Raw genomic sequence first — 12,286 nt, 5'->3', positions numbered from 1 at the left:
TTCCCCTGCTGTTTTCTGTTTATATTTTTATAAACTCCACTCTTCTGTTTTTGGTTTTCCCTGCTTCATTTGAATCTTCACTAACTGGTAACGTAGATCCTTTTCCGTCTGTTTCAATCTGGGAGGCTTTGATTTTATAATCATTAACCAGTACATTTCGTACGGATTCAGCTCGCTTTTTCGATAATACCAGGTTTGCCTCTTGTTTACCGTCAGCGTCGGTATGACCTATAATTTTGATTTTTAAATCAGGGTTTTCGCTCAGGACACCGGCAACCTCTTTTATCGTTCCTTCACTGTCAGATTTTACTTCTGCCGAGTTCGTTGCAAAGAGGATTCCGCTGGTTTCCAGCTTACCATTGGTCAGTAGTTTTGAACGGCTGTCGGCACTTCCTTCTGCAAATAGGAAATTAGATACGTAGTAACCCAATTGTTCATTGGTATAGTTCGAGCTCGACATATCCAGTTTAAGCTGATTTAAATTGCCATTTAATGGGGCTGCCTGGGGCAGATCAAATACCTTTTCCTGATCCAGCCAGATCCTGACTCTTTCCTTCTGAATACTGATGGCCACATGTATGACATTGCCCACTTTTCTGTCGAAGTTAGCGACTTTGTATTTATCTGTTTCAAGCTTTTTCGCTACGTTTTCATAAGAAGTTAGCTGTACAGCTGCTTCAGACCGATAAGGGGCGATGCCAAATTTCAGGCAGTTCTTCAGTCTGTAATCATACGAGAGGATCTCGCTCTTGTTTCCCCGGTCATAAAAGGCAAAATTAATGGCTGGCACCATGTAGCCGCCTGCCAATGGCCAGTCCATAATCAGATCAAACTCAATTGTGGCATTTTCACCTATGTTTACAACAGGACTAACAAAAGTACCTGGATAGAGCCTTAGCCATTTACCTTTAGCAGTATTTAACGTGACAATTTCTCCTTTACTTCTGGTATACCATTTTAAGGGAAACTGGCCCAGGGCGTCCTGTGAAAAATCATCAGCAAGGAGGACTTTTGAGCCCGGAACAAAGTCATAACTGGTGGTGCTACTTAGGGAAGTCTTTTTACTACTGGTGTTGTTTTCATTGTTGGGAGATCCATCATTTGTCTTTCCTGTTTCTGAAGAAACAGCTGTGGTTTTCTTCGTTTTCCCTTCAATAGCATTTTCTACTGTTTTGGTTGCTATGTTCTCTGCTTTCTGTTTAAGTTTGTTTAAAAAGCCCTGGGCCATTAAATTGCTGCCGGCCAGTAGCATGGCCGACATGAAGATTAATTTTTTCATAATGGTTGTGATATGTGTTTAATATTGATTGGTAAAAAGGGAAATTTCGAGACTGATTTTTCGCACCTGACAGCCTTTTTTAGGTGTTTCATTTGTTGTGCCGGCAATAACTTTAAGACCCGCTGGCTGGAGGTCGGTATTGCTTTTCTGTGGCTCAAAATTTAACTGCCCACAGGAGCAGGCCAGCAGGAAAAAGGCACCTGCGGCGTATTGCGTAAATCTGTTGCTAATGTTCATTTGAATATGTTTTTAAAATTTCAAGTTCCGTGTCGGTGTATTTGATCCACAATAAGGGGTTGATCAGCTGATCTTCCATATTCATGTGTTTGAAGTTATAGGCGATAAACTCTATAAAGGCGCAGAGGATGTTATTTGCCGCTGATTCCTTTTGGGCATCGGCTTTCATTTCTTCAAATTCGCAGATCAGAATGTCCAGACTCAGCGTTAAAGTATCATTATGGTAATGCTGGCTGGTAAAATAATCAGTCATACTCAGACACTCTTTTCCTAATGCGGGGAAAATAAAATCATTTTCCCATTTGCTATGCGCCTGAACCTGCTGTAAAACCACTCTTACACGTTCAATAGCTGCTGCGGCTTCCTCCGCTATTGAAAAGTCTGTTTTTTGAAGTTGTATCAGCGTATCGGCAAATAAGGCCCTTAGTCCTCTATGTGCACTCTTAAACAGGTTAAATTGTGTTGCCTTCATTTATTGTAGTTTTAATGTTTTTAAGCATCGTTCATCCTGATTTAAATCAGTTGAACATACAATTCAAAATTAGGCTGGAATAACGGGGAATGAAATAGGGGATATTGTTCAACTATCTAGGTATTACTACCTAATTTTTGCTGCTGTATGGAATACACACGTTGATACTGGTACCTGTCCTGTTAAGGGTACCATTGAGCAGTTCCAGTCTGTTGTTGATATCCGGGAAGTTACCTAATGGCTGTTGATGACCTGTAAGGTCAAACTGGAACTCGACATAGGAATCCAGGCGGGTTATTGTGAAATTGATTTGATTAAAAGGAACACTGCTAAGGATACCATCTGTTAAAAGCTGGATGATCCTAAAAATGTGCATGGACTCATCGCTATTGAAGAGCTGATTTATATCGTCTGTTTTTTCATGTTCCAGGTGATAATCTGCAAAGGCTTCAGCGATCATTCCGTTGATGCTTTGAGTTAAGCCCAGCAGATCCATTTGATAAGGTCTTAAACGATGAAGTATACTGCGTACACTGACCATAATCTCTGCTACATGATCGATGGAATGGGTTACTTCTTCTTTTAATGGCTGTTCACTAAGTTGTTGTAATCTCCAGGATTTGTTTTTGATCAGGATCAGTTGCTGACCAATATTGTCGTGCAATTCCATCGCTATCCTTTTCTTTTCCTGTTCTTGCCGTTTCAAGAGTTCTTTCAGGAAATTTCTTTTTTCCTCAATGGATTTTATCTGGATCTGTTCTTTTTCTCTCTGGTAGAAGTTAAGCCTGCTGGCCAGGGCGAAGGAAAGAATTAATGCTTCCAGCAATGTTCCCCAATGCATACTTGTACGGGTAAACAGATTGTCGGGAAGGACATCCAGGTCTTTTAAACTATATACCGCATTACCGAGCATCAGACAACCAAAACCAAGTATGAAATAAAGAGCGGGTTTGTAGCCATTTCTTAGACTTAATATGCCTGCACCAAACCAGTAAAAGAAAAATGGGTACATTAAATATTGTATGAGTATAAAGGAGTAAGCTCCTTTCCAAAAAATGTCGGTAAATAGTATCAAAAGAGAAAGGAAACTCATCAGTCCTCTGATCTGATAGAAAAACGGACTGTTTTTTTTTGTCTGTAGAAATGAATTGGTAAAAAAGACACTCAAAAGACTGGCAATGGATATAATTGTACCTGCACTGTTTAGCCAGATTAATGAAGTGAAAATATCTGGTAAGAAACCATTGTAAAAAAACAGGTTCAGGCTCCAGAAAAGAATGTAACCTAAATAATAGAGATAAGGTTGCTCTTTTGTAAGTATGTAAACGAATAAATTGTAAAGGGCAAAGGCCATTAACATACCGAATGTGATGCCATTCAGTAAATCGGGCAGATATTCTTGTTCAAAGGTCTTTTGTAGAGTAGTGATCTTTAAAGGAAGTCTCAATATATTATTGCTGGTGGCCCGGATATAATACTCTGTTTCCGAACCTGTTGGTATAGATATTGGAATCAGTAAGTTATTTACTCTTACGTCGCCTGCCGATTTCGGCTTGTTGGCATAAGAGGTGAATATTTTGACAAGTTGATTGGACTGTTTCTGATAAACTTCTACCAATTGCAATACAGGGGGACTGTTAATTTGGATATGCCAGTCTGTTTTTTTACTGTGGTTTACAATATGGGTTTTAACCCAGACTGAAGCTGTTGTTGCACCTAAAGATAGCGTAGGAAATTTAGCGGGTTTAAAGTTTGTATTATTTAGTATTTGTCCGGGCTTTAAATTGTTATTTTTATCAACTAAGTATAAGGGATAGCTGATCACGTAGCTTTTTTCGCTATCCTTAAGCTCTACTTGCTGCGCATAAGCTGAGCTCACACTGTATAACAGCAATGTGGACAGTATTAACAAAAAAGCGCTAAAGGGACCTTTACCCATATTATCTTTGTTCGATGGCAAAGCGCAGCAAGCTGTTCTTACCTGTAAGATTGAGTTTTCTCAAAATATTCATCCGGTGATTGGATACGGTCTTCTCACTGATGAACAGTTCATCTGCGATAGCTTTTGTACTTTTATAACTACCTACCATTTTCAGTATCTTCATTTCCGAGGGAGTCAATGTACTTAGCAATTCATTTGAGTTTGGATTGTGGCTTGCTCTTCGCTGACTCAGCAGAAAGGAACTCATTTCCGGGCTGATATAAGAATTTCCACTTGTGACAGCCTCTATTGCCTGAATAATGTCTACTACGGCATTTTCCTTCAGTACATAGCCGGCAACTCCAACGTCAAGTGCACGCAAAAATGTATCTTTTGCCTTGTGCATGGTGAGCAGGATTACATTTGCATCCGGAATTATTTTGATCAGTTCTTCTGCAGCAATTAAACCATTCATTTCTGGCATATCTATATCTAATATGGTTACCATAGGATGACGGGTACGAGCGATAGCCAATGCTTCGAGTCCATTTTTGGCTTCGAAAATAACTTCGTAATCCTTTTCTGATTCTATCACTTCTTTGAGCCCTTTGAGAAATATGGGATGATCGTCGGCTATTAATATTGTTGTTTTCATCTGTCTGTAATTATTTATCTACAATGAAGCTGTCGTGATTTTATGAGGTATTTTAATATTAATCTTTGTTCCTGAACCATGTTTGCTAGCCAGGCTTATACTGGCATTTATTACAGTACATCGTTCCCTGATCCCAGATAAACCAAGTCCGGATGAAATGGTGCTGGGATCAAATCCTTTTCCATTATCGCGATAGAAGAATGTTAAATAATCTTTTCCGTTTTTAATGTTAATCCAGCAATGTTTTGCAGATGCATGCTTGATCAGGTTGTTGAGTAGTTCCTGTATCATTCTGTAAATGTTCATTTCCGTCACTTTATCCAGTATCTGACCAGTCTCATCAATATCGAGATGAATGGCAGTTTCTGTATCGGTCTCAATATCCTTAGCAAGGCGTTCAACCGAACATTTTAGTCCCAGGGCATCCATTTGATAAGGTCGTAGAGAGAAAGAAACATTGCTTACCTCTTCAATGGCTTTTCCGATGTCTTTAGTTATGCTGTTAAAAAGTGCCTGCTGTGTGCCATGTGCTCGCTTTTCCAGTACAAACATTTCGTTTTTGAGTAATACAAGTTGCTGGCCTATGCAACTATTCAACTCGTTTGCAATGTTTTCTTTCTCATTGTCCTGACCGATGATGAGGTCTTTTGAAAATCCGGCAGTTTGCGCTATCATAGCTTTTTGCAGATGCATGGTTTCTTTTTTCAAATTATTCAGGTCTACGGCCAGCGCAAATGACAATGTCAGTGCTTGCAGGCAGAGTCCCATTTGAAGACTCATAGAAGAATGGAATCCTTCATAAAACAGATAACTCATCAGTAGAAAACCTAAAGCTACCAGGTAATAAGCTGCTGGTTTAAAGCCTTTTTTTAAGCTAAAGTAGCCTGCGGCCAACCAGTACGCAATGGCTATGCATAAAGAAGCTTGTAACAACTGAAAAGCAAATACATAAAAACCTGCCAGATCAATTGCTACGGGAACAAGAAAAGCCATGATCAGCCATTTTCGGAAGTTGAAAAGGATAGGGGCATAATGTGCGGTACGTAAGTAACCATTGGTAAACAGTATGCTAAATATCAGTACAGCGGCAGAGGAACCCGTTAGTATCCGCAAGCTCCAAGTAGGCAACCAATGTGTAAAATAGCCATTCCAGATCATTAAAAAGACAATACTGAAAAAGATATACCCTAAATAGTAAATGTAAGATCTGTCTTTGATGGCGATATAAATGTAAAGGTTGTAGATCATCAATGCCAGTAAAGCACCGAACATAAATCCGTTTATTATATTCTTGAAATGCTCTTCCTCATAAATCGCTTCCAGTGTGCCTGCATAAATCGGAACTTTAAGTTTATAATTGTTTTTGATGCGCAAGTAGTAATGCCTGTTTTCTCCCTTACTTAAGCTGAGTGGCAGGATAAATCCATTCACTTTTACAGGCCTGTTGGGATATAGCGTTTTGTCGTTTAGTTTTATGTGGTTAAATCCACCGTCTTTGCGCTCAGTGTATAAATCCACTTCATTTACAGGAGGAGGGACTTGAATGTACCAGTCATTTGAGGCGGAATTGTTTTTCAGTCTGATGTCCAGCCATACCGCGTCTTTGCTGAGGCGTACATCTTTAATCTTATAGAATGCTTCGGAATTGGTCAGTATAATATCTTTTGCCACAACATTTCCTGTTGCAGTTAACCATAAAAATATGCAAAAGATACATCTTAGAAACATATTCAAATATAAATAACATAAAGCGATAGAAAATGGGTAGTAGTACCTATAAATATGAAGATTTCCTGTAACACCAACTGTAAAACAAATGATCGATTTATTTTTCATAGATTTATGAAATATGAACAAGTCTAACAGAAGAAAATTTATTGGAACTGCAGCTGCGCTTTCCGTTGGGACAATCGCAACTGCAATGCCATTAGCTACTATGAAAAAGAAATATCCAGTGATACATCAGGTGTTTTTCTGGTTGAAAAATCCAGGTTCAAAAGAAGATCGCGATAAGTTGGTCGCAGGTGTGAAATCACTTTCAAAAATACCAATGGTACGCGAAATACACGTTGGCATTGTTGCCAGTACGGAAAAACGTGATGTCGTGGACAATAGCTGGGGTGTATCTGAGTTAATGTTCTTTAGTGATCTTGAAGGACAACAAGCTTATCAGACCCATCCAATACATCTGGAGTTTATTAAGAACTATAGTCACTTGTGGGAGAAAGTGATCGTTTATGATATCATGGAAGCCTAAAAAGTCAGTTTGATTTTATACGCTTATAGAAAATCGACTTTCCCGGTTTCCATTTTATAAATAGCGCCAACGATTTTAATTTCAGCTTTTGCTTCCATTTCCTTTAAGATTGGGCTCTTTTCTCGAATGTTGAGGATACTCAGTTTAATGTTTTCCAGGCAAACGTGTTGAACATAAGCTGCATTTTTAGCCGTCTTTTCTCCTTTAAATATATTGTCGGAGGTTATTGCGGGGCGAATTTTTGATAGCAGAGATGTAATGTTCCCAAGCTTTACATCATCTATTGCTGATTTTATAGCTCCGCAATGCTCATGTCCCAAAACAACAATTACCTTAGCTCCTGATACCTTACAGGCATACTCCAGGCTGCCTAAAATATCCTCGTTTATAATATTTCCTGCTACTCTTGCTACAAAGAGATCTCCAATTCCCCGATGGAATACATCCTCTACCGGTACACGTGAATCCAGACAGGATAGAATTACAGCTTTGGGGTATTGTCCAAGTGCAGCTTCACGAATTCTAACTGAATTATTACGGACTGTTAAGGCGTCGGAAATGAAATCCTCATTGCCATTTTTTAAAATGGTTAAGACCGTATCAGGCGTTAATGCAGCTTGTTGTTCAGCTGTTAAAGTTTTTTCAGAAAGCACATCAGCGCTATCAATTTCAATTTGATCATCCATTTTTGCCATGCCATTTGAGGAGTTGTTCTGGCATGCCGTTAAACCAGTTGCTCCGAAGATCAGAAAGGTTATAAATAGTTTTGAAATGTTCATTGTCTTAAGATTAAGAACTGTTTTGTTTGATTTTAACTTGTTGTTTTATTGTGTGTTAGATTGTGTTTTGCTTTTGTTAACGAAGGGTTTGGCTTTATCTCATTAGGAAGGTTAATAGTACATTACCCGTATATCACAGGTACCTTGTACGTAGTTACACCTACGATGTACCTACAATGTACCTATCATGTAGGGTTGAGGTACCTGTTTGCCCCAGACCTAACCTAAAGTTTATCGAACCAGAATCATATCCCTTTCTTAGTAAAGATACGATGATATTTTATTAATAATCAACTTGTTCTGTGTTTTTTTTGGAGTGGGTGTTTGCAGTTCGATTGCGCTCATCTATATGATGAAAACTATATCTGTTATAGACTGTTTTAAAACTATAATTAAAATAATTCAAAATGAAAAAGTCACTTAGTATTACAGTTATGATAGCCGCTTTTGCATTTACCCTAAGTTCATGTGGTGGTGGTAACGTTAACAAAAACCAAACAACCAGTCCTCCTGTAGAAGAATTAGCTCCACCGGCTGAAGAGACCATAAGCAATGTGTTAACCTTGTCGGCCCACGACCAGATGAAGTTTGATAAAACAGAATTAAAGGCATTGGCCGGAAAACCGATTACATTAACATTTGCACATATTGGTACAATGGATAAAAATGTAATGGGCCATAACTTTGTGCTGCTGAAAAAAGGTACAGATATTGAAGATTTTGTTAAAAAAGCTTTGACAGCAAAAGACAATGATTATATACCTAAATCTGAAAGTGATAAAATTATTGCTCATACAGCATTGCTTGCTGGCGGTGCAACTGATACAATCGAGTTTACTGTGCCTGAAAAAGGTACCTATGATTTTATTTGTACTTTTCCTGGTCACAGTGCTACAATGAGAGGTAAGTTGATTGTTGAGTAAAATTCCGACAGAAAAAACCAGCCGGAATTTTAGTTCGAATTAAGCGATATTCTTATTCTGATTTGTCGTAGGAGAACTGAATGCCGGCTGTACCACCTGTCTCAATAAATAATTTCATAAATCCGGGAACTGTTTCTGATCTTGCCCAGTCTCTCTGAAGCTCGCAGAATAGCTGGGCCACACTTACCGGCTGTGCGCCGGCCTGTTCCATTCTTCTCAAAGCAGCATCATGAGCGGCTAATGAAGTTCCACCAACGGCATCTACAACCGGATAAACTTCAAAACCTTCTTTTAAAGCATCTAATGTTGGGAAAGAAAGACATGCTTCGGTCCATAATGCTGTCATAATTAATTTTTTTCTCTTTGTGGCTTTAATAGCTTCCAGGAATTCTGCATCTTCCCATGCGTTGATGGTGGTACGGTCGTAGGAGGGAAGCCCCGTCATTTCTTTGCGCAACTGGGGAATGGTTTCGAAATTTAGGCCCGTTTTCACGTTAACTGTAGAAAGAATAATAGGCAGGTTATAAAGCCTGGCCATTTTTGTTACACCGACAATGTTGTTAATTAACAATTGTCTATCCATCGAGGCTATAGAATTTACCTGGACCGGTTGATAATCGATGATAATTAACGCGGCATTCTCAGGAGTTAAAAGCTGATCTTTTTTTTGATCTCTGATTGGTAAGCTACTCATGATATTTGTTTTTAATAGTGAAAAAAAATGATGTTCAAATCTGCTATCTAAAACAAATTTATTGGGTAAGTGGATGAAAAAAAGCAAAATAAATACGCCGGAAATATTCGGATATTTTAAAATCTTAACATAGGTCAATGGCACAGGTTACACTTTGGGCATATCTTTGACTCAAATTTAATAACCCAGAAAATGAAATTAAAAATCAACATGATCTTAATGTTAGCAGGTGTGGTTGCATTGTCAGCTTTTAAAAATCCTACTAAACCAGTTCCTTACACTGTAGATGCAACAAAATCAACCATTACATGGCTTGGTAAAAAAGTAACAGGTGCACATAACGGAACGATTGCTTTAAAATCAGGATCGTTAAATGTTAACGGTAAAAACGTAACAGGTGGTACTTTTGTTATCGATATGACTTCAATTAAAGATGCTGATGGTAGTGATAAGTTAGAAGGTCACCTGAAAGCCGATGACTTTTTCGGTTCAGCTAAATTCCCTACTTCGACTTTTGTGATTACCAAAGTTGCGGGTAAAGGAGCGAATGTAACTGTATCAGGTAACTTAACGATCAAAGGTATTACTAAACCTTTAAGTTTCCCTGCAACTGTTGCCGTTAATGCTGATGGTACTGTTTCAGCGCTTGCTGGTAAAATCACTGTAGATAGAACCAAATATGATATCAGATATGGTTCAAAATCATTCTTCGATAGCATTGGCGACAAAGCAATTGACGATACGTTTGAAATCGGAGTGAAATTGGTAGCTAAAAAATAATCATCCTTAAAATGGAATAAAAAAAGACCCGTTCATTTTTTGAACGGGTCTTTTCGTTTTTAAAGGGTATTTGTGTGTGTTAAATATTTGTAAGTTAGAGTGGCAGTGAAAGCAAAGGAATACTGTTGTTGGAAGCCATTACTCTCGTTTTGCTCTTGTGTACCAGTGAAGCCCAGAATCCATAACGGTACGGAACCATTACCAATAAATCAGCTTGTATCAATTCTACTTCGTCTTTAATTGCTTTTACGATTTCATGTGACTGAACATTTTTATACTGATAACTAATTCCATTAAACTCCTGTTTTATTTCTTCCAGATGAGCTTTAGATGTTTTTTCCTGGATCAATTCTGCGACTTTATTGGATACATGGAAAACCTCAACTTTTGACCCAAAATCCTGCGAAAAAGATTTTACATTCTCCATTACTTCTTTATGAACGCCTCTTACGATGTCACATGCAAATAGGATGTTTTTGATTCCTTTGTATTTTGCAGACAAGGGAATGGCCATGATCGGAAATGTTAGGCGATGTAAGGATTGGGTAGTTGTGTTTCCCAGTAAATCCTGTTCCAGTGATTTTTGAGCCATTCCCAGAATTACTATATCTGCCTTGTAAGCTTCGAAACACTTTGGAAGCTCTTCGTAAAAATCACCCATTGCAAAATATGGAGTGACGGTAATTCCATAGTCGGCTGCCAATTTCTCAGCAATTTTATCAAGTCTTTCCTGATATTTTTTTATAAGTTGATCTAGTCCTTCAGCAGAAATTCTTGAATTGAGTGCATGAATGGAAATGTTTTGTAAGGTGAAAAGTATCACTTCATAATTCCTTTCAGCGGCTGCAGCAGCTGCGTAATGCATCGCATTTTCAGCTTCTACAGAAAAATCAGTGGCAATAATTATTCTCTTCATTGTGTTGATAGTTATTTCTAAAAATACAGGTTGTATTTATGCGATTAGGAATAACTATACCCAGATGAATTAATTTGTGATTGAAACGTGAAAAAGTTCGTCCGAAGTGAAATTTAGATAATTAATAATGATTACTTACTGATAGAGTTGATTTATTTTTTGCCGGATAAGCAGTTGTTCCTGCGGTGTTTTTGCCATCGCCAGTGATTTTTCAAAACAAATTCCTGCCTTTTTCTTATCTGTTTTTCTATAAAGTTCCCCGAGTAATACAAAATAGAAATGGCTGTTTTCAAGTTTTAATTTTTCTGCTTCTTTTAAAGCAATCTCTGCTCCATTGGCTTTATATAAAGCAAATGTCCTGTTAAGTGCTGCAGCCGGGGAGTAATTAATTGTCAATAACTGATTATATAGCTGTAAAATCTCTTCCCATTTTTCGGGAGTATCTTTTTTTGTACAGTGGCAATAAGCAATTTTAGCTTCCAGATGATAAGTGCTTAATTCTTCGCCACCGGCGGATAGCTTCAAAAAATGAACACCCTGACTGATAAGCTGCTGGTCCCATAAATTTTCGTCCTGTTCTTCGTATAACACAAACTCACTTTCATTACTTTGTCGCGCTTCAAAACGTGAGGAATGGAAGCACATTAAAGCAATTAAGGCATTTGTTTTAGGTAGGTTGGTTTTCAAATATTCAGTGAGCATTACCCCGAGGCGTAATGCTTCTATACAAAGGTCTTTTCGTAGAATCTGGTTTTGTGTTTTGGAGTAATAACCTTCGCTAAAAAGCAGGTAAATGATATGAAGTACATTATCCAGGCGTTTCGGGATTTCATTTTCGGTCGGTAATACCAGTTCTACCTTTTCTGTACGCAATTTCTCCTTTGCCCTGAAGAGTCGTTTGTTGATGGTTTCTTTGTTAGATAGAAATGCTTCTGCGATTTCATCGATACCGAAACCGCAAAGAATACGCAATGCCAATCCTATTTGCGCTTCACTGGCAATTGCAGGCGTACAGATGGCAAAGAGCATTTGTAGTTGACTGTCCTTAATATTTTGTTGTGAAAAGCTTAAATCCCCGGGAGGATCAGACAAATCCTGTTGCCGGTTAATCGCCGGGATGACCTTATCTTCAAAAATCTTGTTTCTTCGGAAGTAGGAGAGTGCCTTTTGTTTGGCAACAGTGTAGAGCCATGCTGCAGGATTTACAGGGATACCTTTTGTTCCCCAGCTCTCTGTAGCCAGTAAAAATGTTTCACTCACTATATCCTCGGCTATCTCTATATGTTGCAGACCAAAGCGTTTACTGATTACAGCAACCATCTTAGTAAATTCCTGTTGAAATAAATGCTTTAGAAAATCCTGTTCCATAAGTT

General features: G+C 38.3%; 13 protein-coding genes. 3 read left to right on the top strand and 10 right to left on the bottom strand.

The features are described from left to right. Positions 1-19: 19 nt before the first annotated feature. The 6 genes from R2Q84_RS19105 to R2Q84_RS19080 form a co-directional block, all read right to left on the bottom strand. On the bottom strand, positions 20-1,279 hold the full coding sequence (locus tag R2Q84_RS19105) for an OmpA family protein (RefSeq protein ID WP_316818195.1): 1,260 nt from the start codon (positions 1,277-1,279) through the stop codon (positions 20-22). 18 nt (positions 1,280-1,297) lie between these two features. Beyond that, positions 1,298-1,516 carry a hypothetical protein gene (locus R2Q84_RS19100; protein ID WP_316818194.1) on the bottom strand — a complete coding sequence of 73 codons (219 nt, stop codon included), beginning with the start codon at positions 1,514-1,516 and terminating at the stop codon, positions 1,298-1,300. After that, positions 1,506-1,988, bottom strand: a complete 483-nt coding sequence (locus tag R2Q84_RS19095) for a hemerythrin domain-containing protein (protein ID WP_316818193.1) — start codon at positions 1,986-1,988, stop codon at positions 1,506-1,508. The genes R2Q84_RS19100 and R2Q84_RS19095 overlap by 11 nt, the downstream gene beginning before the upstream one ends. A gap of 130 nt (positions 1,989-2,118) precedes the next feature. Continuing rightward, positions 2,119-3,882 carry a 7TM diverse intracellular signaling domain-containing protein gene (locus tag R2Q84_RS19090; protein WP_316818192.1) on the bottom strand — a complete coding sequence of 588 codons (1,764 nt, stop codon included), beginning with the start codon at positions 3,880-3,882 and terminating at the stop codon, positions 2,119-2,121. Positions 3,883-3,928: 46 nt separating this feature from the next. Next, entirely contained in the window at positions 3,929-4,564 is a 636-nt protein-coding gene (locus R2Q84_RS19085) for a response regulator transcription factor (protein ID WP_316818191.1), read from the bottom strand. Positions 4,565-4,582: 18 nt separating this feature from the next. Then, positions 4,583-6,400, bottom strand: coding sequence for a 7TM diverse intracellular signaling domain-containing protein (locus R2Q84_RS19080; protein WP_316818190.1), 1,818 nt, complete (start codon positions 6,398-6,400; stop codon positions 4,583-4,585). 13 nt (positions 6,401-6,413) lie between these two features. Here R2Q84_RS19080 and R2Q84_RS19075 point away from each other — a divergent pair, with 13 nt between their 5' ends. Then, positions 6,414-6,821 carry a Dabb family protein gene (locus R2Q84_RS19075; protein ID WP_316818189.1) on the top strand — a complete coding sequence of 136 codons (408 nt, stop codon included), beginning with the start codon at positions 6,414-6,416 and terminating at the stop codon, positions 6,819-6,821. 23 nt (positions 6,822-6,844) lie between these two features. On the opposite strand, the gene R2Q84_RS19070 is transcribed toward R2Q84_RS19075, so the two are convergent. Further along, positions 6,845-7,600 (bottom strand): carbonic anhydrase family protein, encoded by a 756-nt coding sequence (locus R2Q84_RS19070; protein WP_316818188.1) that lies wholly within the window; start codon positions 7,598-7,600, stop codon positions 6,845-6,847. Between the two features lie 407 nt (positions 7,601-8,007). Between R2Q84_RS19070 and R2Q84_RS19065 the strand changes: the two genes are divergently transcribed. After that, complete coding sequence (locus R2Q84_RS19065) at positions 8,008-8,523, top strand: azurin (protein WP_316818187.1); 516 nt, start codon at positions 8,008-8,010, stop codon at positions 8,521-8,523. Positions 8,524-8,575: 52 nt separating this feature from the next. Here R2Q84_RS19065 and R2Q84_RS19060 read toward each other — a convergent pair whose 3' ends face one another. Further along, the gene (locus tag R2Q84_RS19060; protein WP_316818186.1) at positions 8,576-9,217 is read right to left on the bottom strand and encodes a hydrolase; all 642 of its coding nucleotides are present in this window, start codon (positions 9,215-9,217) and stop codon (positions 8,576-8,578) included. Between the two features lie 192 nt (positions 9,218-9,409). Here R2Q84_RS19060 and R2Q84_RS19055 point away from each other — a divergent pair, with 192 nt between their 5' ends. Further along, the gene (locus R2Q84_RS19055; RefSeq protein WP_316818185.1) at positions 9,410-9,997 is read left to right on the top strand and encodes a YceI family protein; all 588 of its coding nucleotides are present in this window, start codon (positions 9,410-9,412) and stop codon (positions 9,995-9,997) included. A gap of 94 nt (positions 9,998-10,091) precedes the next feature. On the opposite strand, the gene R2Q84_RS19050 is transcribed toward R2Q84_RS19055, so the two are convergent. Then, complete coding sequence (locus tag R2Q84_RS19050; protein WP_316818184.1) at positions 10,092-10,913, bottom strand: universal stress protein; 822 nt, start codon at positions 10,911-10,913, stop codon at positions 10,092-10,094. Positions 10,914-11,048: 135 nt separating this feature from the next. Beyond that, positions 11,049-12,281, bottom strand: coding sequence for an RNA polymerase sigma factor (locus R2Q84_RS19045; RefSeq protein WP_316818183.1), 1,233 nt, complete (start codon positions 12,279-12,281; stop codon positions 11,049-11,051). Positions 12,282-12,286 lie beyond the last annotated feature (5 nt).

It is taken from the genome of Pedobacter nyackensis (assembly GCF_032678475.1).
Taxonomy (GTDB): Bacteria; Bacteroidota; Bacteroidia; order Sphingobacteriales; family Sphingobacteriaceae; genus Pedobacter; species Pedobacter nyackensis_A.
Note: the sequence above shows the minus strand (reverse complement) of the source record. Positions and strands in the feature narration are given on the sequence as shown.

Bases quoted from the DNA above. Each gene is read 5' to 3' on its own strand.
- R2Q84_RS19065 (WP_316818187.1), top strand. From the start codon at position 8,008: ATGAAAAAGTCACTTAGTATTACAGTTATGATAGCCGCTTTTGCATTT.
- R2Q84_RS19100 (WP_316818194.1), bottom strand. From the start codon at position 1,516: ATGAACATTAGCAACAGATTTACGCAATACGCCGCAGGTGCCTTTTTC.
- R2Q84_RS19085 (WP_316818191.1), bottom strand. From the start codon at position 4,564: ATGAAAACAACAATATTAATAGCCGACGATCATCCCATATTTCTCAAA.
- R2Q84_RS19050 (WP_316818184.1), bottom strand. From the start codon at position 10,913: ATGAAGAGAATAATTATTGCCACTGATTTTTCTGTAGAAGCTGAAAAT.
- R2Q84_RS19105 (WP_316818195.1), bottom strand. From the start codon at position 1,279: ATGAAAAAATTAATCTTCATGTCGGCCATGCTACTGGCCGGCAGCAAT.
- R2Q84_RS19075 (WP_316818189.1), top strand. From the start codon at position 6,414: ATGAACAAGTCTAACAGAAGAAAATTTATTGGAACTGCAGCTGCGCTT.
- R2Q84_RS19070 (WP_316818188.1), bottom strand. From the start codon at position 7,600: ATGAACATTTCAAAACTATTTATAACCTTTCTGATCTTCGGAGCAACT.
- R2Q84_RS19045 (WP_316818183.1), bottom strand. From the start codon at position 12,281: ATGGAACAGGATTTTCTAAAGCATTTATTTCAACAGGAATTTACTAAG.
- R2Q84_RS19060 (WP_316818186.1), bottom strand. From the start codon at position 9,217: ATGAGTAGCTTACCAATCAGAGATCAAAAAAAAGATCAGCTTTTAACT.
- R2Q84_RS19080 (WP_316818190.1), bottom strand. From the start codon at position 6,400: ATGAAAAATAAATCGATCATTTGTTTTACAGTTGGTGTTACAGGAAAT.
- R2Q84_RS19095 (WP_316818193.1), bottom strand. From the start codon at position 1,988: ATGAAGGCAACACAATTTAACCTGTTTAAGAGTGCACATAGAGGACTA.
- R2Q84_RS19055 (WP_316818185.1), top strand. From the start codon at position 9,410: ATGAAATTAAAAATCAACATGATCTTAATGTTAGCAGGTGTGGTTGCA.